Annotated in this window: 20 protein-coding genes; 11 read left to right on the top strand and 9 right to left on the bottom strand. The window is 69.2% G+C overall.

The window, feature by feature from the left end; translation table 11 throughout:
* Positions 1-87: 87 nt before the first annotated feature.
* From AB0D57_RS06935 to AB0D57_RS06925, 3 genes are all read left to right on the top strand, one after another.
* Positions 88-1,914, top strand: a complete 1,827-nt coding sequence (locus AB0D57_RS06935; RefSeq protein WP_362067875.1) for an acyl-CoA dehydrogenase — start codon at positions 88-90, stop codon at positions 1,912-1,914.
* A 225-nt stretch (positions 1,915-2,139) separates the two neighbouring features.
* Positions 2,140-3,438, top strand: coding sequence for a M18 family aminopeptidase (locus AB0D57_RS06930; RefSeq protein ID WP_362067872.1), 1,299 nt, complete (start codon positions 2,140-2,142; stop codon positions 3,436-3,438).
* A gap of 108 nt (positions 3,439-3,546) precedes the next feature.
* Entirely contained in the window at positions 3,547-4,077 is a 531-nt protein-coding gene (locus AB0D57_RS06925) for an LURP-one-related family protein (protein ID WP_362067869.1), read from the top strand.
* Position 4,078: 1 nt separating this feature from the next.
* On the opposite strand, the gene AB0D57_RS06920 is transcribed toward AB0D57_RS06925, so the two are convergent.
* Complete coding sequence (locus tag AB0D57_RS06920) at positions 4,079-4,873, bottom strand: carbon-nitrogen family hydrolase (protein WP_362067866.1); 795 nt, start codon at positions 4,871-4,873, stop codon at positions 4,079-4,081.
* Positions 4,874-5,017: 144 nt separating this feature from the next.
* Here AB0D57_RS06920 and AB0D57_RS06915 point away from each other — a divergent pair, with 144 nt between their 5' ends.
* Positions 5,018-5,842 carry a maleylpyruvate isomerase family mycothiol-dependent enzyme gene (locus AB0D57_RS06915; RefSeq protein WP_362067863.1) on the top strand — a complete coding sequence of 275 codons (825 nt, stop codon included), beginning with the start codon at positions 5,018-5,020 and terminating at the stop codon, positions 5,840-5,842.
* 183 nt (positions 5,843-6,025) lie between these two features.
* Here AB0D57_RS06915 and AB0D57_RS06910 read toward each other — a convergent pair whose 3' ends face one another.
* Both AB0D57_RS06910 and AB0D57_RS06905 read right to left on the bottom strand, forming a co-directional pair.
* Positions 6,026-7,330: an MFS transporter gene (locus AB0D57_RS06910; protein ID WP_362067859.1), complete on the bottom strand. Its 1,305-nt coding sequence runs from the start codon at positions 7,328-7,330 to the stop codon at positions 6,026-6,028.
* Positions 7,327-7,977 carry a GntR family transcriptional regulator gene (locus tag AB0D57_RS06905; protein WP_362068126.1) on the bottom strand — a complete coding sequence of 217 codons (651 nt, stop codon included), beginning with the start codon at positions 7,975-7,977 and terminating at the stop codon, positions 7,327-7,329. Before AB0D57_RS06905 ends, AB0D57_RS06910 begins: the two co-directional genes overlap by 4 nt.
* A 311-nt stretch (positions 7,978-8,288) precedes the next feature.
* On the opposite strand from AB0D57_RS06905, the gene AB0D57_RS06900 reads away from it, so the two are divergent.
* The gene (locus AB0D57_RS06900; protein WP_362067856.1) at positions 8,289-9,185 is read left to right on the top strand and encodes a D-alanyl-D-alanine carboxypeptidase; all 897 of its coding nucleotides are present in this window, start codon (positions 8,289-8,291) and stop codon (positions 9,183-9,185) included.
* Between the two features lie 122 nt (positions 9,186-9,307).
* On the opposite strand, the gene AB0D57_RS06895 is transcribed toward AB0D57_RS06900, so the two are convergent.
* The 3 genes from AB0D57_RS06895 to pdhA are packed head-to-tail and all read right to left on the bottom strand — an operon-like array spanning position 9,308 to position 12,929.
* Positions 9,308-10,720 carry a dihydrolipoamide acetyltransferase family protein gene (locus tag AB0D57_RS06895; RefSeq protein WP_362067853.1) on the bottom strand — a complete coding sequence of 471 codons (1,413 nt, stop codon included), beginning with the start codon at positions 10,718-10,720 and terminating at the stop codon, positions 9,308-9,310.
* Between the two features lie 14 nt (positions 10,721-10,734).
* Entirely contained in the window at positions 10,735-11,715 is a 981-nt protein-coding gene (locus AB0D57_RS06890) for an alpha-ketoacid dehydrogenase subunit beta (RefSeq protein WP_362067850.1), read from the bottom strand.
* 2 nt (positions 11,716-11,717) lie between these two features.
* Positions 11,718-12,929, bottom strand: a complete 1,212-nt coding sequence (gene pdhA / locus AB0D57_RS06885; RefSeq protein ID WP_362067847.1) for a pyruvate dehydrogenase (acetyl-transferring) E1 component subunit alpha — start codon at positions 12,927-12,929, stop codon at positions 11,718-11,720.
* 378 nt (positions 12,930-13,307) lie between these two features.
* Between pdhA and AB0D57_RS06880 the strand changes: the two genes are divergently transcribed.
* The 3 genes from AB0D57_RS06880 to AB0D57_RS06870 all read left to right on the top strand — a co-directional run bounded on the left by AB0D57_RS06880 (position 13,308) and on the right by AB0D57_RS06870 (position 15,646).
* Positions 13,308-13,973 carry a response regulator transcription factor gene (locus tag AB0D57_RS06880; RefSeq protein ID WP_362067844.1) on the top strand — a complete coding sequence of 222 codons (666 nt, stop codon included), beginning with the start codon at positions 13,308-13,310 and terminating at the stop codon, positions 13,971-13,973.
* A 133-nt stretch (positions 13,974-14,106) separates the two neighbouring features.
* Positions 14,107-14,544 (top strand): pyridoxamine 5'-phosphate oxidase family protein, encoded by a 438-nt coding sequence (locus tag AB0D57_RS06875; protein WP_362067841.1) that lies wholly within the window; start codon positions 14,107-14,109, stop codon positions 14,542-14,544.
* A 103-nt stretch (positions 14,545-14,647) separates the two neighbouring features.
* Complete coding sequence (locus AB0D57_RS06870) at positions 14,648-15,646, top strand: phosphotransferase (RefSeq protein WP_362067838.1); 999 nt, start codon at positions 14,648-14,650, stop codon at positions 15,644-15,646.
* Between the two features lie 100 nt (positions 15,647-15,746).
* Here AB0D57_RS06870 and AB0D57_RS06865 read toward each other — a convergent pair whose 3' ends face one another.
* Both AB0D57_RS06865 and AB0D57_RS06860 read right to left on the bottom strand, forming a co-directional pair.
* Positions 15,747-17,312, bottom strand: a complete 1,566-nt coding sequence (locus AB0D57_RS06865) for a protein kinase (RefSeq protein ID WP_362068123.1) — start codon at positions 17,310-17,312, stop codon at positions 15,747-15,749.
* A 564-nt stretch (positions 17,313-17,876) separates the two neighbouring features.
* On the bottom strand, positions 17,877-18,419 hold the full coding sequence (locus AB0D57_RS06860) for a bacterial proteasome activator family protein (protein WP_362067835.1): 543 nt from the start codon (positions 18,417-18,419) through the stop codon (positions 17,877-17,879).
* 155 nt (positions 18,420-18,574) lie between these two features.
* On the opposite strand from AB0D57_RS06860, the gene AB0D57_RS06855 reads away from it, so the two are divergent.
* Entirely contained in the window at positions 18,575-18,994 is a 420-nt protein-coding gene (locus AB0D57_RS06855; protein WP_362067832.1) for a hypothetical protein, read from the top strand.
* A gap of 100 nt (positions 18,995-19,094) precedes the next feature.
* Here the strand turns inward: AB0D57_RS06855 and AB0D57_RS06850 are convergent, their stop codons facing one another.
* A complete protein-coding gene (locus AB0D57_RS06850) occupies positions 19,095-20,075 on the bottom strand; it encodes an NAD(P)H-quinone oxidoreductase (protein ID WP_362067829.1) in 981 nt (326 codons plus the stop codon).
* 215 nt (positions 20,076-20,290) lie between these two features.
* Here AB0D57_RS06850 and AB0D57_RS06845 point away from each other — a divergent pair, with 215 nt between their 5' ends.
* Positions 20,291-21,340 (top strand): ATP-binding cassette domain-containing protein, encoded by a 1,050-nt coding sequence (locus AB0D57_RS06845; RefSeq protein WP_362067825.1) that lies wholly within the window; start codon positions 20,291-20,293, stop codon positions 21,338-21,340.
* Positions 21,337-22,185 carry an ABC transporter permease gene (locus tag AB0D57_RS06840; protein ID WP_362067822.1) on the top strand — a complete coding sequence of 283 codons (849 nt, stop codon included), beginning with the start codon at positions 21,337-21,339 and terminating at the stop codon, positions 22,183-22,185. Before AB0D57_RS06845 ends, AB0D57_RS06840 begins: the two co-directional genes overlap by 4 nt.
* Positions 22,186-22,200 lie beyond the last annotated feature (15 nt).

Here is a 22,200-nt window from a genome sequence, read left to right as displayed (position 1 = left end):
ACGGGTAGCATCATCGTAGCTACTTGCTGGTACGTGTAACGAGGCTGCGAGTATCTCCGCCTCCCGATCCCTTACGGAGCCGTCGCCATGGGGCACTACAAGTCGAATCTCCGCGACATCGAGTTCAACCTCTTCGAGGTGCTCGGGCGCGACAAGCTGTACGGCACCGGCCCGTTCGCGGAGATGGACGTCGAGACCGCCAAGACCATCCTCGAGGAGCTGACCCGCCTTTCGGAGAACGAGCTGGCGGAGTCCTTCGCGGACGCCGACCGCAACCCGCCGGTCTTCGACCCGGAGACGAACACCGCGCCCGTACCGGCCTCCTTCAAGAAGAGCTACAAAGCCTTCATGGACTCCGAGTACTGGCGCCTGGGCCTGCCCGAGGAGATCGGCGGCACGACCGCCCCCGCGTCCCTGATCTGGGCGTTCGCGGAGCTGATCCTCGGCGCGAACCCGGCCGTCTGGATGTACTCGTCCGGCCCGGCGTTCGCCGGCATCCTCTTCGACGAGGGCAACGAGGTCCAGAAGAAGATCGCCCAGATCGCGGTCGACAGGACCTGGGGTTCGACGATGGTGCTGACCGAGCCGGACGCCGGTTCGGACGTCGGCGCCGGTCGCACGAAGGCCGTCCAGCAGGAGGACGGCTCCTGGCACATCGAGGGCGTGAAGCGCTTCATCACGTCCGGTGAGCACGACATGGAGGAGAACATCCTCCACTACGTCCTCGCCCGCCCCGAGGGCCACGGCCCCGGCACCAAGGGCCTGTCCCTCTTCCTCGTCCCGAAGTACCTCTTCGACTTCGAGACCGGCGAGCTGGGCGAGCGCAACGGCGCGTACGCGACGAACGTCGAGCACAAGATGGGCCTCAAGGCCTCCAACACCTGCGAGATGACCTTCGGCGACCGCCACCCCGCCAAGGGCTGGCTGATCGGCGACAAGCACGACGGCATCCGCCAGATGTTCCGGATCATCGAGTTCGCGCGCATGATGGTCGGCACGAAGGCGATCTCCACCCTCTCGACGGGCTACCTGAACGCCCTCGAGTACGCCAAGGAGCGCGTCCAGGGCCCCGACCTGGCGAACTTCATGGACAAGGCCGCGCCCAAGGTCACCATCACGCACCACCCGGACGTGCGCCGCTCGCTGATGACGCAGAAGGCGTACGCGGAGGGCATGCGCGCCCTGGTGCTGCACACCGCGGCCGTCCAGGACGAGATCGCCGTCCAGACCGCGGCCGGCGAGGACGTCACCGCGCTGCACGCGCTGAACGACCTGCTCCTGCCGATAGTCAAGGGCTACGGCTCCGAGAAGGGCTACGAGCAGCTCGCGCAGTCGCTCCAGACCTTCGGCGGCTCCGGGTTCCTCCAGGAGTACCCGATCGAGCAGTACATCCGCGACGCCAAGATCGACACCCTGTACGAGGGCACGACCGCGATCCAGGGCCAGGACTTCTTCTTCCGGAAGATCGTCCGCAACCAGGGCACGGCACTGAACTCCCTCGCCGAGGACATCAAGAAGTTCCTGGCGCTCGGCACGGGCGGCGAGGAGCTGTCCGCCGCCCGCGAGCAGCTCGCCAAGGCGGCCGTCGAGCTGGAGGCCATCGTCGGCCTCATGCTGACCGACCTGGCCGCGACCGAGCAGGACGTCAAGAACATCTACAAGGTGGGCCTGAACACCACCCGCCTGCTGATGGCCTCCGGCGACGTGGTCGTCGGCTACCTGCTGCTGCGCGGCGCCGCCGTGGCCGCCGAGAAGCTGGAGACGGCCTCCGCCAAGGACCGCCCCTTCTACACCGGCAAGATCGCCGCGGCCAAGTTCTTCGCGGCCAACGTCCTGCCCGGCGTCACCGGCGCCCGCAAGCTCGCCGAGGGTGTGGAGCTGGACCTGATGGAGCTGGACGAGGCGGCGTTCTGAGGAACCGGACGTCTGAAGCACCGGACGTCTGAAACACCGGACATCTGAAGCACCGGAGACCTGAAGCAGCGGGTACCTGAAACACAAACACCAGGTGCCTGAAACATCGGGACACTGGATCGGAACCTGCCCTTCCAGTCAGGTGTCCGGCCTTCACATCCTCCTTACGAGGGCCCGTTCCCCATCCCCGGGAGCGGGCCCTCGGGCGTCGTTAAGGTGAACCCCATGAGCAGCACAAGCGCCCGCTTCGACCGCGGCCACACCGACGACCTCATGACCTTCCTGGCGGCGAGCCCCACGCCGTACCACGCCGTGGCGAACGCTGCCGAGAGGCTGGAGAAGGCCGGATTCCGTCAGGTCGCCGAGACCGACGCGTGGGAGGGGACGAGCGGCGGGAAGTACGTGCTGCGCGGCGGCGCGATCATCGCCTGGTACGTGCCCGAGGGCGCCGAACCGCACACCCCGTTCCGGATCGTGGGCGCGCACACCGACTCCCCCAATCTGCGGGTCAAGCCGCTGCCCGACACCGGGGCGCACGGCTGGCGGCAGGTGGCCGTGGAGATCTACGGCGGGCCGCTGCTGAACTCCTGGCTCGACCGTGACCTGGGCCTGGCGGGGCGACTGACCCTGAAGGACGGCTCGTCACGGCTGGTGAACATCGACCGCCCGCTGTTGCGGGTGCCTCAGCTCGCCGTCCACCTCGACCGTTCCGTCACCACCGACGGACTCAAGCTCGACAAGCAGCGTCACCTGCAGCCCATCTGGGGCCTCGGCGACCCCCGCGAGGGCGACCTGATCGCCTTCCTGGAGGAGGAGTCGGGGCTGCCGGCGGGCGAGGTCACCGGCTGGGACCTGATGACCCACTCCGTCGAACCGCCGTCCCACCTGGGCCGCGACAAGGAGCTGGTGGCGGGCCCCCGCATGGACAACCTGCTGTCCCTGCACGCGGGCACGGCGGCTCTGGTCGCGGTCGCGACGGGCGACTCGGGACTCCCGTACATCCCCGTTCTCGCGGGCTTCGATCACGAGGAGAACGGCTCGCAGTCGGACACGGGCGCCGACGGTCCGCTGCTCGGGGGCGTGCTCGAGCGCTCGGTGTTCGCGCGCGGCGGCTCGTACGAGGACCGGGCACGCGCCTTCGCGGGCACCGTCTGTCTGTCCTCCGACACCGGCCACGCCGTCCACCCCAACTACGCCGAGCGGCACGACCCGACGCACCACCCGCGCGCCAACGGCGGGCCCATCCTCAAGGTGAACGTCAACAACCGCTACGCCACGGACGGTTCGGGCCGCGCGGTCTTCGCCGCCGCCTGCGCGAAGGCCGGTGTGCCCTTCCAGTCCTTCGTCTCCAACAACGCCATGCCCTGCGGCACCACCATCGGCCCGATCACCGCGGCCCGCCACGGCATCAAGACCGTCGACATCGGCGTGGCCATCCTGTCGATGCACAGCGCCCGCGAACTCTGCGGCGCGGACGACCCGTTCCTGCTGGCGAACGCGCTGGTGGCGTTCCTGGAGGGCTGACACCACCCCGGCGCCTACTCCGCGTCCGCTGCGGCGGGAGGAGACGGGGCTCAGCCCGTCGGCCTATCGGCGGCGTTTCGGACCGGCCTGCGGGGAAGCCGTGACCGTATGAGATTCCTCGTACGCGACCGGCTCCTCGGCTTCGGTGACGACTACTGGATCGAGGACGACCACGGAAACAAGGTGTTCCTCGTCGACGGCAAGGCGATGCGACTGCGGGACACCTTCGAGCTGAAGGACCCGCGGGGGCGTGTCCTCATCGACATCCACCAGAAGATGTTCGCCCTGCGGGACACGATGGTGATCGAGCGGGACGGGGAGCCGCTGGCGACGATCAGGCGGAAACGGCTGTCCTTGCTGCGCAACCACTACCGGGTGTCTCTCGTGGACGGCACGGAGCTGGACGTCAGCGGCAAGATCCTCGACCGCGAGTTCGGCGTCGACTACGACGGGGAGCTGCTCGCGCAGATCTCGCGGCGGTGGCTGCGTATCCGGGAGACGTACGGCGTCGATGTCGTCCGGGACGACGCGGACACGGCGCTGCTGATCGCCGTGGCCGTGTGTGTGATCCACCTGGCGGAGAAGGAACGCGGGGAGGAGCGGAGGCAGGAGCGGCGGGAGGAACGCGCGGAGGGCTGACTCAGCGGCGCGGCGCCTCCAGCCCCAGCATCCGGTCCTTCAGTGCCGGGAACTGTTCCCGCGTCACACCGACCTTCGCCGGGTCGAAGTCCACCGTGAGGATCTCCTCGCCCGAGCCCGCCTCGGCGATGACCTCGCCCCACGGATCGACCACGATCGAGTGACCGGCCTGGGGAACGCCCGCGTGCGTCCCGGCCGTTCCACAGGCGAGGACGTACGACTGGTTCTCCACCGCCCGCGCCTGAGCCAGCAGCGTCCAGTGGGCCCTACGGCGCTCCGGCCAGCCCGCGGAGACGACAAGGGTCTCGGCGCCCGCGTCGACGAGACCGCGGAAGAGTTCGGGGAAGCGGAGGTCGTAACAGGTGGCGACGCCGACGGTGGTGTCCGGCAGCCGGACCGTCACCAGCTCGTCACCCGCGCCCATCAGCACGGCCTCGCCCTTGTCGAAGCCGAAGCGGTGGATCTTGCGGTAGGCGGCGGCCAGGTCGCCGGAGGGGGAGAAGACGAGGGCCGTGTTGTAGAGCGTTCCGTCAGCGGCCCGCTCGGGAATCGAACCCGCGTGCAGCCACACGCCCGCGTCGCTCGCCGCCTTCGCCATCGCCTCGAAGGTCGGCCCCTCGAAGGTCTCCGCCTCCGCGCCGAAGGACTCGTACGCGAACGCGCCCGTGGTCCACAGCTCAGGCAGCACGACCAGATCGACACCGGCTTGTTCTCGTACCAGGGATGCCACACGTCGCCGACGTGAATCGACCGATTCGGTCTCTTTCACATCGATCTGGAGGAGAGAGGCGCGCACACTACCACCGTCCTGGCATTCGAGCCGTCCATACGGGCCTACGATCGTCACACGAAAGCACTGCCGGGGTGCCTCACAGCAGCGTAACTTAGCGTTCCAAGACACCCACTGCCCGAGCACCGACCGCCCGAGGGGTCCCGTTCCGTGAGTCTGCATCCCAGCCTTCAGTCCTACGCCGACGCCTGGACCCACTCCATCGACGCGATATCCGAACTGGTGTCGCCGCTGGTGGAGGGCGAGTGGAACCGGCGGACGCCCTGCCCCGGCTGGTCGGTACGGGATCTGGTGTCGCACGTCATCGGGCTCGACTGCGAGATGCTGGGCGACCCGCGGCCGATCCACACGCTCCCCCGCGACCTGTTCCACGTGACGAACGAGTACCAGCGGTACATGGAGATGCAGGTCGACGTACGCCGCCACCACACGGCGCCGGAGATGACCTCCGAGCTGGAGTACACGATCATCCGCCGCAACCGTCAGCTGCGGAACGAGTCGCGGGCCCCGGAGACCAAGGTGCGCGGTCCGCTCGGCTCCGAGCCGACGCTCGAACAGGCGATGCGAAACCGGGCGTTCGATGTGTGGGTGCATGAGCAGGACCTCCGGGTCGCCCTCGGCCGGCCCGGCAACCTCGACTCTCCGGGTGCGCACATCACCCGTGACGTGCTGCTCGCCGCGCTCCCGAAGGTCGTCGCGAAGAACGCGGGCGCGCCGGCGAATTCGGCGGTCGTCTTCGACATCCACGGGCCGGTGGAGTTCCTGCGCACGGTGCGTGTCGACGCGGAGGGGCGCGGCTCGATAGACGGCGCCCCCTCTCTCGGCCCCGCCGCCACCCTCACCCTCGACTGGGAGACGTACTTCCGCCTCGCCTGCGGGCGGGTCTCGGCCGACGCCGTCTCCGACCGCATCAAGACGGAGGGCGACCCGGAACTGACGACTGCGATCCTGCGGAACTTCACGGTCACGCCGTAGTGCCGGGGGCGCGCCCGTGTTTCGTCGCCCCCGCCGCCCCTCCCCTCCCCCTGCTCGAGCGAAAGCCGAGAGCTCGGGGGAGTTTGAGGACGAGGCCGTTCAGGCCGAAGCGGGGGTCTGGGGGCGGAGCCCTCAGGGATGGGACGGGTAGGGGCGGCGGGGGCGGAAACCCTCGCCCGGTGCCTACGCCGGCACGTGCACCGTCTCCACCCGGCTGGCCACCAACCGTTCCCGCTCCCGCCGCGCCGCCTGCTTCCGCAGGCGGAAGATCTGGCTCAGCCCCAGTGCCTGCAGCACAAACACGGCGGAGAACGCGACGCGATAGTCGTCGCCCGTCGCGTCCAGCAGCACGCCGATCGCGAAGAGCGTCGTCATGGAGGCGACGAAACCACCCATGTTGGTGATTCCGGAGGCCGTCCCCTGCCGCTCGGGCGGGTTGGCGGGCCGCGCGAAGTCGAACCCGAGCATCGACGCGGGCCCGCACGCACCGAGCACCGTGCACAGCACGATCAGCAGCCACATGGGGTCGCGTTCGGCGGGATACGCCAACGCGCTCGCCCAGACCACCGCGGTCGCCGCCACCGTCCCGAGCGCCAGCGGAAGCCGCGCCGCGTGATGCCGGGCGACGATCTGCCCGTACACCAGGCCGACCACCATGTTGGACAGGACCACGAGGGTGAGCAGTTCACCGGCGGTGGCCCGGGACAGCCCCTGCGCCTGGACGAGGAACGGCATGCCCCACAGCAGCAGGAACACCATCGCCGGGAACTGTGTCGTGAAGTGCACCCACATCCCGAGCCGCGTGCCGGGCTCCCGCCAGGACGCGGCGATCTGGCGACGGACGTATGCCGCCCCCTGATGCGGGAACGGCTCCGGCTCGTGCCCCTCGGGGTGGTCCTTCAGGAACAGCAGCATGAGTACGAGGACGACGACCCCCGCGAACGCACTGCCGGCGAACGCCGCCGTCCAGCCCACCCCGTGCAGCAGCCGCGCGATGACGAGGGTCGAGACCAGGTTGCCCGCCATCCCCACCAGACCCGCCAGCTGCGCGACCAGCGGACCGCGCCGGGCCGGGAACCACCGCGTGCCCAGCCTCAGCACGCTGATGAACGTCATCGCGTCACCGCAGCCCAGCAGCGCGCGCGAGGCCAGCGCCATCCCGTACGAGGGGGAGAACGCGAAGCCCAGTTGCCCCGCCGTGAACAGCACGACGCCGATCGTCAGCACCTTCTTGGTGCCGAGCCGGTCGACCAGCAGGCCGACCGGTATCTGCATGCCCGCGTAGACGAGGAGTTGGAGGATCGAGAAGGTGGAGAGGGCGGAGGCGTTCACATGGAAGCGGTCCGCCGCGTCCAGCCCGGCCACCCCCAGCGACGTACGGAAGATGACCGCGACGAAGTAGACGGAGACGCCGATGCCCCAGACGCCGATGGCCCGGCGTCCGCCGGGCGGGTCCCCCGGGAGCGACACGGCCGAGTGGGAGCTCATCGGAGCTCTCCCCGCGCCAGGTTCGAGAACCAGCTGACGTGCCGGTGGACGAGGCCGACCGCCGCCTCCGCGTCGCCGGAGCGCAGAGTCTCGAGGATCTCCTCGTGCTCGGCGAGCGTCTTGGTGATCCGGTCGGGGTGGGCGTGCATCACCGCGACACCCATCCTCAACTGCCGGTCGCGAAGCTGGTCGTAGAGCCGGGAGAGGATCTCGTTGCCGCCGCTGCGGACGATCTCGGCGTGGAAGCAGCGGTCGGTGACTGCGGCGGCGGCCAGATCCCCGGCCGCGGCCTGCTCCTTCTGCTGCGCGAGGAGTTCCTCCAGGCGTTCGATGAGCCGCGGCGAAGCCGGTACGGCCTTGCGGATCGAGTGCTCCTCGACGAGTTGCCGTGTCTCGACCACGTCCGCGATCTCCTGCGCGGAGACGGGCAGCACGAGCGCGCCCTTCTTCGGGTAGAGCTTGATCAGCCCTTCGACCTCGAGACGGAGCAGCGCCTCACGCACGGGAGTCCGCGAGACCCCGACCGCCTCGGCGAGCTCGCCCTCGGTGAGCAGCGTCCCGCCCTCGTAACGGCGCTCCAGGACCCCTTGCTTGATATGGGCGTAGACACGGTCGGCGGCGGGCGGCTGCTTCAACGGTTGTTTCACCGGCTGGTTCGCCGGTTGACCCACAGGCTGGTTCGCCGGGGGGACGGCCGACGGGGCGGACACGGACGCGGCGACAGGCATGCGCACATCATAGATACAACACGTACGCATGACCCCGTCCCGTCCAGGATGCGGACCGGCACACCTGGAGGCCCATCACTCGGCCACCCAGGGGCTCTTGACGTAACCCACGTCACATAAACCAATTCCATTTCAGTGCATCTTTTTGGGCGTGTCGCGTGTCCGTACGTAAGACGGCACTGTCATGTGTCGTTCTCCTAGGGGCATTTCGCGCATTCGGAGCGTACATTTTGAATACCGGCATTAAGGGCACGCGTATCCGTCGAGCCGCCGCGGTCACCCTCACCACCGGCGCCGTGCTGGCGGCCGGAGCGTTCGGGGCCGCCCCCGCAGGCGCCGTCACGACGCCCACGATCGCCGCCAAGGGCGGCTACGTGATGAACAACAGCACGGCCACGACCCTCTACAAGAAGGCCGCGGACACCAAACTTTCCACCGGCTCCACCACCAAGATCATGACCGCCAAGGTCGTGCTCGCGCAGCCGAACCTCAACCTGGACGCCAAGGTCACGATCCAGATGGCGTACAGCGACTACATCGTCGACAACAACGCGTCCTCGGCGCGCCTGATCGTCGGCGACAAGGTCACCGTCCGCCAGCTCCTCTACGGGCTGATGCTGCCGTCCGGCTGCGACGCCGCGTACGCGCTCGCCGACAAGTTCGGCACGGGCACGACGCGTTCCGCCCGCGTGAAGTCGTTCATCGGGAAGATGAACACCACCGCGAAGAACCTCGGCCTGACGAACACGCACTTCGATTCGTTCGACGGCATCGGCAACGGCTCGAACTACTCGACGCCGCGCGACCTGACGAAGATCGCCAGCAGCGCGATGAAGAGCACCACGTTCAAGACGATCGTGAAGACGAAGTCGTACACGGCGAAGACCATCACGAAGACCGGCAGCACCCGCACCATGGCGGCCTGGACCAACACGAACGGGCTGCTCGGCAGCTACAGCGGCACGATCGGCGTGAAGACCGGCTCCGGCCCCATGGCCAAGTACTGCCTCGTCTTCGCCGCCACCCGCAACGGCAAGACGGTCATCGGCACCGTCCTCGCCTCGACCTCCATCACCGCCCGTGAGTCGGACGCCAAGAAGCTCATGAACTACGCGTTCGCCAAGTAGTCCCAGGCGAAGCGGAAAAGGACACCGTCCCGCGCTTACGGGACACAGTCCCCTCATACGAGAAGGGGGCCCACCGCGCACCCGCGGTGGGCCCCCTCCGTCGTTCTCAGGACGTCGCGGCCCTATGCCCAGGTGATCAGCCTCTTCGGCTGTTCCAGGATCGCTGCCACGTCGGCCAGCACCTTGGAACCCAACTCTCCGTCCACCAAGCGGTGATCGAAGCTCAGTGCCAGCGTCGTCACCTGGCGGGGCTTGACCTTGCCCTTGTGGACCCAGGGCTGGAGCTTGATCGCGCCGACCGCGAGGATCGCGGACTCGCCGGGGTTGAGGATCGGCGTGCCCGTGTCGATGCCGAAGACGCCGACGTTCGTGATCGTGACCGTGCCGCTCTGCATCGCGGCCGGTGAGGTCTTGCCCTCACGGGCCGTGGTCACCAGCTCGCCCAGCGCTTCGGCGAGTTGGGGGAGCGTCTTGGTGTGCGCGTCCTTGATGTTCGGGACGATCAGGCCGCGGGGGGTGGCGGCGGCGATGCCGAGGTTCACGTAGTGCTTGAGGACGATCTCCTGGTTGGCCTCGTCCCACGACGCGTTCACGTCCGGGTTGCGCCTGATCGCCACCAGCAGGGCCTTGGCGATCAGGAGGAGCGGGTTGACCCGCAGGCCCTGCATCCCATATGTGGCGGGGTCCCGCTTCAGCTCCTCGACGAGCTTCATCGTGCGCGTCACGTCGACCGTCACGAACTCGGTGACGTGCGGCGCGGTGAACGCCGAACCCACCATCGCGGCGGCCGTGGCCTTGCGGACACCCTTGACCGGGATGCGGGTCTCGCGGGCCGTGCCGTACGCGACGGCCGGGGCGGGAGCCCCGGCGGGGGCGGCCGGAGTCTCTTCCACGACCGGGGCCGGGGCCACCGCCGCGTGTACGTCCTCGCGCGTGATGATGCCGTCCGGGCCGGACGGCGTGATCGTCGCCAGGTCGACGCCGAGGTCCTTGGCGAGCTTGCGGACCGGGGGCTTGGCGAGGGGGCGCTGCTTGGCGTGTCCGTGTCCGTTGAGCTCACCCTGGATCGCGGTGGCCGCGAAGAATGCCTCGGACTGCTGGGCCGGGACCTCCGTGCCCTTGCGGGGGCGGCGCTTCGTGGAGGACTCGGCGACGCCGTACCCGACGAGAACCGGCTTGCGGCCCTCGGGCTTGGGCGCCTCGGCAGCGGGGGTTTGCGCCGGCGTCTCGGCCGCGGGGGCCTCCTCCGCCGGAGCCGGAGCCGCCCCACCGGCCACGTCCACCGCGATGATCACCTCGCCCACGTCCACCGTCGTCCCCTCGGGGAAACGGAGTTCGCGCACCACACCGTCGTACGGGATGGGCAGCTCCACGGCGGCCTTGGCCGTCTCCACCTCACAGACGACCTGGCCGTCGGTGACGGTGTCACCAGGCTGTACGTACCACTTGAGGATCTCCGCCTCGGTGAGTCCCTCGCCCACGTCGGGCATCTTGAACTCGCGGAGCCCCGACGCGTTCTCAGTCATCGTCGTCACGACCCTCCCTCTCCTCAGTACGCCAGCGAGCGGTCGACGGCGTCGAGCACCCGGTCCAGGCCCGGAAGGTACTCGTCTTCCAGACGTGCCGGCGGGTAGGGGGCGTGATAGCCGCCCACCCGCAGGACGGGCGCCTCCAGGTGATAGAAGCACCGCTCCGTGATGCGGGCGGCGATCTCCGCGCCCGTGCCCAGGAACACCGGGGCCTCGTGCACCACGACCAGGTGGCGGGTCTTCTCGACCGAGGCCTGGACGGAGTCGAAGTCGAGGGGGGACATCGAGCGCAGGTCCAGGACCTCGATCGACTTGCCCTCCTCCTGGGCCGCCGCCGCGGCCTCCAGGCAGACCTTCACCATGGGTCCGTAGGCGGCGAGGGTCAGGTCGGTGCCCGCGCGTGCCACGACCGCCTTGTGCAGCGGTCCGGGGATCGCGTCCGTGTTGACCTCGCCCTTGTCCCAGTACCGCCGCTTGGGCTCGAAGAAGATCACCGGGTCGTCGCTCTGGATGGCCTGCTGCATCATCCAGTAGGCATCGCTCGCGTTCGACGGGGAGACCACCTTCAGGCCCGCCACGTGCGCGAACAGCGCCTCGGGGGACTCGGAGTGGTGCTCGACCGCGCCGATGCCGCCGCCGTACGGAATGCGGACGACGACAGGGAGCTTGATCTTGCCGAGCGCCCGCGCGTGCATCTTCGCGAGCTGCGTCACGATCTGGTCGTACGCAGGGAAGACGAAACCGTCGAACTGGATCTCCACCACCGGGCGGTAGCCGCGCAGGGCGAGGCCGATCGCCGTGCCGACGATGCCCGACTCGGCGAGCGGGGTGTCGATGACCCGGTCCTCGCCGAAGTCCTTCTGCAGACCGTCGGTGACCCGGAAGACACCGCCGAGCTTGCCGACATCCTCGCCCATGATGAGGACCTTGGGGTCGGTGTCGAGGGCCGTGCGCAGCGACTCGTTGATCGCCTTGGCCAGCGCCATCTTTTCCGCAGCCATCGCTACTTGCCCTCCCCTTCATCCGCGAACGACGCCTGGTAGGCGGCGAACTGGGCCCGCTCCTCGTCGACGAGCGCGTGCCCGTCCGCGTACACGTTCTCGAAGATGGCGAAGCGGTCCGGGTCCGGCATGGCCCGGACGACTTCGCGTACTCGTTTGCCCAACGCTTCGCTCTCGGCCTCGAGTTCCGCGAAGAATCCCTCGTCCGCGTGGTTTGAGGCCTCCAGGTACGCGCGCAGGCGCAGGATCGGGTCCTTCGCCTCCCACGCCTCGCGCTCCTCGTCGGCCCGGTACTTGGTCGGGTCGTCGGAGGTGGTGTGTGCGCCCATGCGGTAGGTGTACGCCTCGACGAGGGTGGGGCCCTCGCCGCTGCGGGCCCGTTCCAGGGCCCACTTGGTGACGGCCAGGCAGGCGAGGACGTCGTTGCCGTCGACGCGGACGCCCGGGAAGCCGTAGCCCTGCGCGCGCTGGTAGAGCGGAACGCGGGTCTGCTTCTCGGTCGGCTCGGAGATGGCCCACTGGTTGTTCTGGCAGAAGAACACGACGGGCGCGTTGTAGACCGCGGAGAAGGTGAACGATTCGGCAACGTCGCCCTGGCTGGAGGCGCCGTCCCCGAAGTACGCGATCACGGCCGAGTCGGCGCCGTCCTTGGCGACGCCCATGGCGTAGCCCGTGGCGTGCAGGGTCTGCGAGCCGATGACGATCGTGTACAGGTGGAAGTTGTTGCTGTTCGGGTCCCAGCCGCCGTTGTTCACGCCGCGGAACATGCCGAGCAGGTTGGTCGGGTCGACCCCGCGGCACCAGGCGACGCCGTGCTCGCGGTAGGTCGGGAAGACGTAATCGTCCTCGCGGGTGGCCCGTCCGGAGCCGATCTGGGCGGCCTCCTGGCCGAGCAGCGAGGCCCACAGGCCCAGCTCGCCCTGCCGCTGCAGCGAGGTGGCCTCGGCGTCGAAGCGGCGGGTCAGCACCATGTCGCGGTACAGGCCGCGCAGCTCTTCGGGGGTGATGTCGGCGACGTACGGGTCGTACGTGGCGTCCTTGACGCGCTTGCCTTCCGGAGTCAGCAGCTGGACAAGTTCAGGGTCCGCCCCCGATGCGCCAGATGATTTCTTGCCCATTTCAGCCGCGCCGACGCGCTTGCTCGCGGCGCTCTTCGTACCGGCTGTACCGGCGCTGCGGCGCGGCTTGCGCGCGGCAGTCCTCTCCACGGTCACGTGTGCTCCTCCGTCGGTCCGACCCCCGGGGTTGCCGGGTGGCCAGTGCGGCTCGCCTGTTCCAGTACCCGTGCACGGGGTGGGTGCCCTCGGCCGGGAACAGGCGTGACAGGTGCCCCGGCGAGCACCCTGCAACGGCCACGTTACCCAGTGCTCCACATTTCTGGGAAACCCCTCCTGACCTGCGTTTTTGCTTGGATTTCCAAGTACTTTTTAGTCGGATTTCCAAGTAATCGCGCTAGTCGGGAACAGTCGCTGGTCAGAGCATCGGTTGCAGCCTTGCAGGGGGCCGGAACACCGGCACGTTATCCCGGTCACCCCGGACACGGGAAGAGTCCACCCCAGGCAACGCCCATAGTGGTGTGTGACACTTACTTCGTGCCCGAAGAAGGAAAAATTACCGTATTTCTCCTCGACGATCACGAGGTGGTACGCCGGGGCGTTTATGAGCTGCTCTCGGTGGAGGACGACATCGAGGTGGTCGGCGAGGCCGGCACGGCGGCCGACGCGCTCATACGGATTCCGGCCACACGCCCGGACGTCGCGGTGCTCGACGTCCGGCTCCCGGACGGCAGCGGGGTGGAGGTCTGCCGCGAGATCCGGTCGCAGAACGAGGACATCAAGTGCCTGATGCTGACGTCCTACTCCGACGACGAGGCCCTTTTCGACGCCATCATGGCGGGCGCCTCGGGCTATGTCCTGAAGGCGATTCGCGGCAGTGAACTGCTCTCGGCCGTACGCGATGTCGCCGCCGGAAAGTCCCTGCTCGACCCGGTGGCCACCGCCCGGGTGCTGGAGCGGCTGCGCGGCGGCGGTGGCGCCAAGAGCGACGACAGGCTCGCGCACCTCACCGAGCAGGAGCGCAGGATCCTCGACCTGATCGGCGAGGGGCTCACCAATCGCGTGATCGGTGAGCGGCTGCATCTCGCCGAGAAGACGATCAAGAATTACGTGTCGAGCCTGCTGTCCAAGCTGGGCATGGAACGGCGTTCCCAGGCGGCCGCCTATGTGGCGCGCATGCAGGCGGAAAAGCAGCGCGACTGATCGGCAACCGGCAACGGCAACCGCTGATCGGTGGAAGCTGCTCGGTCCGGGAACTTATTCGGGACTTACGGCCCCTCTTCAGAGGGCGGGTGCCTCTATTTTCCGTCCCGACAGGTGCCGGAGATTGGGTGACATGCCCACCGAGGAACAGCTCACCGACGAACAGCTCGCCGTGGAACTGATCGGCCGCACCGACTACGGCCGGGTGGCCACCAGCATGCGCGCCATGCCCTTCCTGGCGTTCGCCCGCCACATCGTGGCCGACGGGCGCGTCCTGCTGCGCATGCACCGGGGTTGCGGACACCACCAGGCCTGCGTCGGCCGCATCGTCGCGTACGGCACCGACAGCCTGAGCGCCGCACGGCCCGACGAAGGCGTGTGGTCCGCGCAGATCGTGGGCCGGTGCGAGATCGTCGAGCCGACGGCGGCACATCTGGAGCTCTTCGGCGCGACGCCACGTGTCGTCGACGACGAGCCCTACGACCCGGTCTATCTGGGGATCGAGCCCCGGTTCTCGACCGTGCACTCCACAGACGGTCGTCTTGAACGGCAGTTCCCGCACGTCCCGTGACTCACCAGTGATCAAAGACGACTGTGTGTGACAAAGGCGAGGTCAGGGCCACGATTCGTGCCCTAGCATCTGGCGCGTGCCGCGATCGTCCGTACCACCCCCCGTGCCTCACGCGCCCCCTCTGGGCGCCCTCCTCCGCCAGTACGCCGCCGGGTCCGCGCTGACCTGCGACCCCGTCGATCAAGGGCTGCTCAACCGCGGCTACCGGCTCCGCACCACCCGCGGCCGCTACTTCCTCAAGCACCATTTCGACCCCGAGACCGCCGACCCCGTAGCGATCGCCCGCCAGCACCGGGCGACCCAGCGCCTCGCCGACCTCGGCGTCCCCGTCGCCCCGCCGTTGACCGGCACCGACGGGCGCACGGTCGCCGTCATCGGCGGCCACGCGTACGCGCTGCACCCCTGGATCGACGGCCGGCACCAGCACGGCGGCCAGCTCACCGGCGAGCAGTGCGCGCGCCTGGGAGCGCTCCTCGGGGTCGTCCACGCCAGTCTGGAACAGGTGATGCCGGTGGAAGGGCGGACCCGGGCGAACCCGGCCTCCGACCCCGTCGACACCTTCGCGCTGATCGACCGCCTGCTCGCCCGGGTACGCCACCACCGCCCCTTGGACACCTTCGACGAACTCGCCCGGCACCGGCTCCTGGAGCGCCGCGCCCTCCTGGAACGGCACGCCGACCGACGGCCCCCGCAGGGCGGCTCGGTGGGCTGGGTGCACGGCGACTTCCACCCGTTCAACCTGCTCTACCGCGACGGCGAACCGGCCGCGATCGTCGACTGGGACCGGCTGGGCGTCCACCCCCGCGCCGAGGAGGCCGTACGGGCCGCGGTGATCTTCTTCGTACGCCCCGTCGGCGCGCTCGACCTGGCGAAGGTGCGGGCCTACGCGCGCGCGTACCGGCGTACCGCGGGTGCCACCCCCTGCGAACTCACCGCCGCCGTGCACCGCGTGTGGTGGGAGCGCCTCAACGACTTCTGGATGCTGCGCTGGCACTACGAACGCGGCGACACCCGCGCCGACCCCCAGTTCCCGGCGGCCTCGGCGCTGGCGGTGTGGTGGACGCGGCAGTACGACGCGGTGCGCGAGGCGTTCGCGGGGTGAGCGTCCCAGGGCGGTGGGGGCGGGCGGTGAAACGCCACGCGCGCGTGGCGCCCGTTGTCGGGCTTCACGCGCGCGTGGAGGGCGTTTCGATCGGAGTCCTTCAAGGACCTGCCGTACCGCCCCCGGTGTCGTCACCGCCGTCGTCCGTCGGGTCCGCCGGCTCCGACGGCTCCTCGGACGGCTGGCTCGGCTCCTCGGAAGGTGTCGGTTCCGAGGACGTCGTGTCCGACGGCTCCTCCGACGGCGTGTACGACGGCTCACTGCTGTAGCTGTACGACGGCGTGTACGACGGCGTGTAGTCCGGGTCGTAGTTCGAGCCGGGGTCGTCGTCCGTGGTGTCGTCCGTCGCGGTGTCCGTGGAGTCCTCGCTGGGGCTCTTGCTGGGCTTTTCGTCCTTGGCGGTCGGCGACGCGGTCGGCGACTGCGTCGTACCCTTCCCGCCGTCGCCGTTGCCACCGGCGTTGTTGACTGCGAGCGCGACCCCCGCCGCGATCGCGATCACCGCGAGAACCGCGAGGATCCACAGCTTGCCGCGGCCGCTGCCGTGGTTGCCGTGGCCCTCGAAACCGCCGTCGTCCCCGCCGCCGTACGGGGGGATGATCGGCGCCGGGATCTGCGAGGTGCCGGAATCACTGGGGTGCTGCATCGCCGTCGTGCCCGCGAAACCCGACACCGGAGTGTGCGGACTGTCGTGCATGGTGACCGGGCCGGTGTTCCAGGTGCCGGTGTGCGGGCCCTGGTCGTACAGCATCTGCAGCCCGTACTGGACCAGCCCGCGCATCTCCTCGGCGGTCTGGAACCGGTCGTCCGGGTCCTTGGCGAGCGAGCGCATGACGAGCCCGTCGAGCTCCGGCGGCGGCCCCTCGGTGACCTCGGACGGCGGCACCGGGATGTCCTGGACGTGCTGGTAGACCACCGACAGCGGCGTCTCGCCGGTGAACGGGGGTCGCAGCGCCAGAAGTTCGTAGAGCAGGCAGCCGGTCGCGTACAGGTCGGAGCGGTGGTCGACGGCCTTGCCGAGCGCCTGCTCCGGGGAGAGGTACTGCGGCGTGCCCATGACCATGCCGGTCTGCGTCATCGTCGACTGCGCGCCGTGCAGGGCGCGCGCGATGCCGAAGTCCATCACCTTCACGGCGCCGGTCTGCGTGATGATCACGTTCGCCGGTTTGATGTCGCGGTGCACGATGCCGTGCTGGTGCGAGTAGGCGAGCGCCTCGAGGACACCGGAGACGATGATCAGCGCCTGCTCGGGCCCGGGGGCCTCGGCGTTGAGCAGCAGATCGCGGATCGTACGGCCCTCGACCAGCTCCATCACGATGTACGGGACGACACCGTGGCCGACCACGTCCTCGCCGGAGTCGTACACGGCGACGACCGCGTGGTGGTTGAGCCCCGCCACCGACTGGGCCTCGCGCGTGAAGCGGGCCTTCGAGACCGGGTCCTCGGCCAGGTCGGAGCGGAGCAGCTTGACCGCCACGGTGCGTCCGAGGCGTACGTCCTCGGCCGCGAACACCTCGGCCATGCCACCCCGGCCGAGTCTGTGGGTCAGCCGGTATCGGCCGTCCCCCACCAGTCCGCCGTTGCCCCACATCTCCGGCGCATCTGACATACCGCCGCCAGTCGCCTCGGGGTCGGACGGGCCCTGAGCGCGCTGCTGTGCCATCAGTCCTCGCCGTCGTTTCTGCCCGCGGTCTGCGCGGTGGTTGTTACGGTCTCCGTCGGGCCACGCTACAGGCTCCCCGCAAGGCGTCGGTCCGAGACCGTAGTGGGATGGGACGGGCCATCAAACCCGTCGCAGGTGCTCGCGTGCAAATTCTGTGTACCGCCCGCACGGCACCTGTAACGCTTGCGCGACGCTTCTTTCGCGTACGGGCACGGAACGGGCACCGAGCTTGACGTGTATCTGCCCTGGGGCAGACTTGGCCGGTGATCAGCCAATCGATCACCGAACACAGATCGATCGACGCCGGACCGCGGGAGCAACCAGCCGCTGCCGCGGCGCCGATGGGGGACGCAGAACAGGGGCCAGGACGGCGCACACGGCCGGTACGCGGGGCGCGCGGTCGCCGGCGGGCGCTGTCAACTGAGCGATCTGCTCGGCGAGGGCGGCATGGCCTCGGTGGCGAAGCTCACGCACACACGTTGACAGGGACGGCATAGGGGCGGGCCCGGCACTTTCGTGCCGGGCCCGTTGCGTATGGGGTGTCGTCTGGCGCTACAGCTACCAGGGCTACAGGTACGGTCCGCCGGAGCGGCCGCCCGCGCGCGGGTCCTCGTCGCCGTCCACACCGCCGACGCCCGGCGGGAGGGCGCGGCGCATCTGCTCCAGCTGGGCCCTGGCCGCCATCTGCTGGGCGAAGAGGGTCGTCTGGATCCCGTGGAAGAGGCCCTCGAGCCAGCCCACCAGCTGAGCCTGCGCGATGCGCAGTTCGGCGTCGCTGGGGGTCGCGTCGTGCGTGAAGGGCAGCGAGAGCCGCTCCAGCTCCTCGACCAGCTCGGGCGCCAGGCCGTCCTCCAGCTCCTTGACGGAGCTGGCGTGGATCTCCTTGAGCCTGACCCGGCTCGCCTCGTCCAGAGGTGCGGCGCGCACCTCTTCGAGAAGTTGCTTGATCATGCTCCCGATACGCATGACCTTGGCGGGCTGTTCGACCATATCTGTCACCGGGACCTCGCGGGAGTCCTCGTCACCGGTGCCGCCGAGAGCCATCCCGTCCTGGCCCACGACCAGGATCTGAGGGTTCTCCGGCGACCTTTCGCTCCTCGGCATCTCCATGCCGCCATTGTCTCGCACTCGTACACCCCATCACGGTGGTGCCCCCCGTGATAGGTGATCCACCGTGCGGACGGCCCCGAGATGCCAGGACAAAGGAGGCATGTGAGGCTTGCCCCATTGATCATGGGACTCCTCATCGGGAGGGGGTCACCGGTGTGACTCCATGGTTCAGGGCACTGCGCGCGGCCGGACTGCTGCTGGTCCTGGCGACCGGTGCCGTACACCCCGCGTACGCCGTCGAGCCCGCCCCGAGCGCCGACTCCTCCCGGGCGGGGAGCGTCGCGGGCGAGGGCCGTGCGCGACCGGGCCGCGAGGTGCCCCCGCCGGAGGAGGAGCCCGACGAGGAGGACACGGCACCGGCCGACGAGGATCGCATCCCCGCCGCCGTCGACAGCCCGGAAGCCACTGTCGCCCCCGAGCCGTCGAGCACCCCCGCCCCCGTCGGGCAGGGCGTCGTCCGCCCCGGAACCGGTCCGGAACCGGTGCTGCAGATCCTGCCCCTGGGCAGCGGGCTGATCCTCATCGGCCTGGGTCTGGCGCTGACGTTCTTCGCCCTGCGCGTCCGGCGCGGCTGAGGCCGAACCGCGTCGGCCGGGGAACCTCGGGATCGGCCAGGCCCTGCCGTCACATTCCCGCCTATCTCCCGGGCGGACGACGGGAATGTGACGACAGGCTCTAAGGAACCTCGAGCAGCACCTTGCCGATGTGACCGCTCTCCTCCAGGAGCCGGTGTGCCGTCGCGGCGTCACTCATCGGCAGCTCTCGGTCGACGATCGGACGGACATGCCCGGAGTCGATCAACGGCCACACGTGCTCTCGTACGGCCGCGACGATCGCCGCCTTCTCGCCGAGCGGACGGGCGCGCAGGGAGGTCGCGCTGATCGCGGCGCGCTTGTTGAGGAGCGTGGCGATGTTCAGTTCGCCCTTGACGCCGCCCTGCATGCCGATGATCGCGAGCCGTCCGTTGACCGCGAGGGTCTGGACGTTCCGGTCGAGGTACTTGGCACCCATGTTGTCGAGGATGACGTCGGCGCCCGCGCCGTCCGTGGCCCGCTTGAGCTCCTCGACGAAGTCCTGCTCGCGGTAGTTGATGAGAATGTCCGCGCCGAGCTCGCCGCAGAACTCCAGCTTGTCCTTGCTGCCCGCCGTCACGGCGACCTTCGCGCCCACGGCCTTGGCGAGCTGGATCGCCATGGTGCCGATGCCGCTGGAGCCGCCGTGCACGAGCAGCGTCTCGCCGGGGCGCAGGTGGGACACCATGAAGACGTTCGACCAGACGGTGCAGGTCACCTCGGGCAGCGCGGCCGCCTGCTTGACGTCCAGGCCCGCGGGAACCGGCAGCAGCTGCCCGGCCGGGACCGCGACCTTCTCGGCGTATCCGCCGCCCGCGAGCAGCGCGCAGACCTCGTCGCCGACGGCCCAACCGGAGACACCGGGGCCGATCTCGACGATGCGCCCCGAGCACTCGAGACCGGGGTAGGGGGACGCGCCGGGCGGTGGGTTGTAGAGGCCCTGGCGTTGCAGCAGATCGGCGCGGTTGACGGCGCTCGCCACCACCTCGACGAGGACTTCGCCCTCTCCTGGTACGGGATCCGGGACCTCGTCCCACACCAGCGCCTCGGGCCCACCAGGTTCAGGAATCGTGATCGCATACATGAGGGGGACGCTACTGCTTCGCACCTCGTTGAGCGTTCCTACTTCGTGAGCGTTGTTGCTCGAATCAGATCGTTCGCTCTCTGTTTCAGTCCCCGGACGGATGCCCTTCGGCCACTGGGCCGATCCTCCGAAAAATTCCTGTGCGCGACCGATGAATGTGAGCGACGGTAAAGGTCTCCCCATGCGTAACCCACGTACGCGGAAGGAAACCCACCATGAGCCAGCAGACCTCCGGCCTGGCCATCGAGACCGCGGGCCTGGTGAAGACGTTCGGCGAGACCAGGGCCGTCGACGGCGTCGACCTGGCCGTGCCCACGGGCACGGTCTACGGCGTCCTCGGTCCGAACGGCGCCGGCAAGACCACCACGGTCAAGATGCTCGCCACCTTGCTGCGGCCGGACGGCGGACAGGCGCACGTCTTCGGCTACGACGTCGTCCGCGAGGCCGACGAGGTGCGCGGCCGGGTCAGCCTGACCGGCCAGTACGCGTCGGTGGACGAGGACCTCACCGGCACCGAGAACCTGGTCCTGCTGGGCCGACTCCTCGGGCACGGCAAGAAGGCCGCGCGGGAGCGCGCCGCGCAGCTCCTGGAGGCCTTCGGGCTCACGGAGGCGGCGGGCAAGCAGGTCAAGCACTACTCCGGCGGCATGCGGCGGCGCGTCGACATCGCCGCGTCCATCCTGAACACTCCCGAGTTGCTCTTCCTCGACGAGCCGACCACCGGCCTCGACCCGCGCAGCCGCAACCAGGTGTGGGACATCGTGCGCGCCGTCGTCGCCCAGGGCACGACCGTGCTGCTGACCACGCAGTATCTGGACGAGGCCGACCAACTGGCCTCCCGGATCGCCGTCATCGACCACGGCAAGGTGATCGCGGAGGGCACGAAGGGCGAGCTGAAGGCGTCCGTCGGCGCCGGTTCCGTACATCTGCGGCTGCGGGATCCCGCGCAGCGGCCGGAGGCGGAGGAGGTGCTGCGGATCGCGCTCGACGCGCAGGTGCAGCGGGAACCGGATCCGGTGGCGCTGACGGCGCGCGTCGGCATGGACGCCGTCAACGGCCGGGGAGCCGCCGAGCAGGCGGCCCGCGCGCTCGCCGAGCTGGCCCGCAGCGGCATCACCGTCGACAACTTCTCCCTGGGCCAGCCCAGCCTGGACGAGGTCTTCCTCGCCCTCACCGGACACGACACCAAGGACGACTCAGCCGAGGACGGCTCGTCCGACGGCGGCTCACAGGGCCACGACACGAAGGACGAGGCGGCCGCATGAGCACCGCGACCAACACCGAGAACAAGGAACTCGCCCCTGTCAGCGCCGAGTCGCTCGCCGCGCTGCTCGTCGCCGGGGAGCGCCCGCCGCGGCCCAGCGCTCTGTCGGCCTCGCTGACCTTCGGCTGGCGGGCGATCCTCAAGATCAAGCACGTACCTGAGCAACTCTTCGACGTCACCGCCTTCCCGATCATGATGGTGCTGATGTACACGTACCTGTTCGGCGGGGCGCTGGCCGGTTCGCCGACGGAGTACATCCAGTTCCTGCTGCCGGGCATCCTGGTGATGTCGGTCGTGATGATCACGATGTACACGGGCGTCTCGGTGAACACGGACATCGAGAAGGGCGTCTTCGACCGCTTCCGCACCCTGCCGATCTGGCGGCCGTCGACGATGGTCGGCTATCTCCTCGGCGACGCCCTGCGCTACACGATGGCGTCCGTGGTGATGCTCACCGTCGGCGTGATCCTCGGCTACCGCCCGGACGGCGGCGCGGTGGGCGTGATCGCCGGAATCGCGCTGCTGGTCGTGTTCTCGTTCGCGTTCTCGTGGATCTGGACGATGTTCGGGCTGATGCTGCGCACCGAGAAGTCGGTGATGGGCGTCAGCATGATGGTGATCTTCCCGCTCACCTTCCTGTCCAACGTGTTCGTCGACCCGAAGACCATGCCCGGCTGGCTCCAGGCGTTCGTCAACAACAGCCCGATCACCCATCTCGCTTCGGCGGTCCGCGAGTTGATGGCGGGCGAGTGGCCGACGGCCGAGATCGCCTGGTCCCTGGGCTGGTCGGGCCTGTTCGTGCTGGTCTTCGGGCCGATCACGATGCGGCTGTACAACCGCAAGTAGGCCCGCGACAGGCGC

Origin of the sequence: Streptomyces sp. NPDC048275 (genome assembly GCF_040652275.1) — a bacterium.
Taxonomy (GTDB): Bacteria; Actinomycetota; Actinomycetes; order Streptomycetales; family Streptomycetaceae; genus Streptomyces.
The sequence above is the reverse complement of the archived record's forward strand: the minus strand, read 5'-3'. Positions and strand labels throughout refer to the sequence as shown.

Coding starts and splice junctions, on each gene's coding strand:
- AB0D57_RS06840 (WP_362067822.1), top strand. CDS start 21,337: ATGAGCACCGCGACCAACACCGAGAACAAGGAACTCGCCCCTGTCAGC.
- AB0D57_RS06875 (WP_362067841.1), top strand. CDS start 14,107: ATGCCCACCGAGGAACAGCTCACCGACGAACAGCTCGCCGTGGAACTG.
- AB0D57_RS06935 (WP_362067875.1), top strand. CDS start 88: ATGGGGCACTACAAGTCGAATCTCCGCGACATCGAGTTCAACCTCTTC.
- AB0D57_RS06925 (WP_362067869.1), top strand. CDS start 3,547: ATGAGATTCCTCGTACGCGACCGGCTCCTCGGCTTCGGTGACGACTAC.
- AB0D57_RS06890 (WP_362067850.1), bottom strand. CDS start 11,715: ATGGCTGCGGAAAAGATGGCGCTGGCCAAGGCGATCAACGAGTCGCTG.
- AB0D57_RS06930 (WP_362067872.1), top strand. CDS start 2,140: ATGAGCAGCACAAGCGCCCGCTTCGACCGCGGCCACACCGACGACCTC.
- AB0D57_RS06910 (WP_362067859.1), bottom strand. CDS start 7,330: ATGAGCTCCCACTCGGCCGTGTCGCTCCCGGGGGACCCGCCCGGCGGA.
- AB0D57_RS06850 (WP_362067829.1), bottom strand. CDS start 20,075: ATGTATGCGATCACGATTCCTGAACCTGGTGGGCCCGAGGCGCTGGTG.
- AB0D57_RS06860 (WP_362067835.1), bottom strand. CDS start 18,419: ATGGAGATGCCGAGGAGCGAAAGGTCGCCGGAGAACCCTCAGATCCTG.
- AB0D57_RS06845 (WP_362067825.1), top strand. CDS start 20,291: ATGAGCCAGCAGACCTCCGGCCTGGCCATCGAGACCGCGGGCCTGGTG.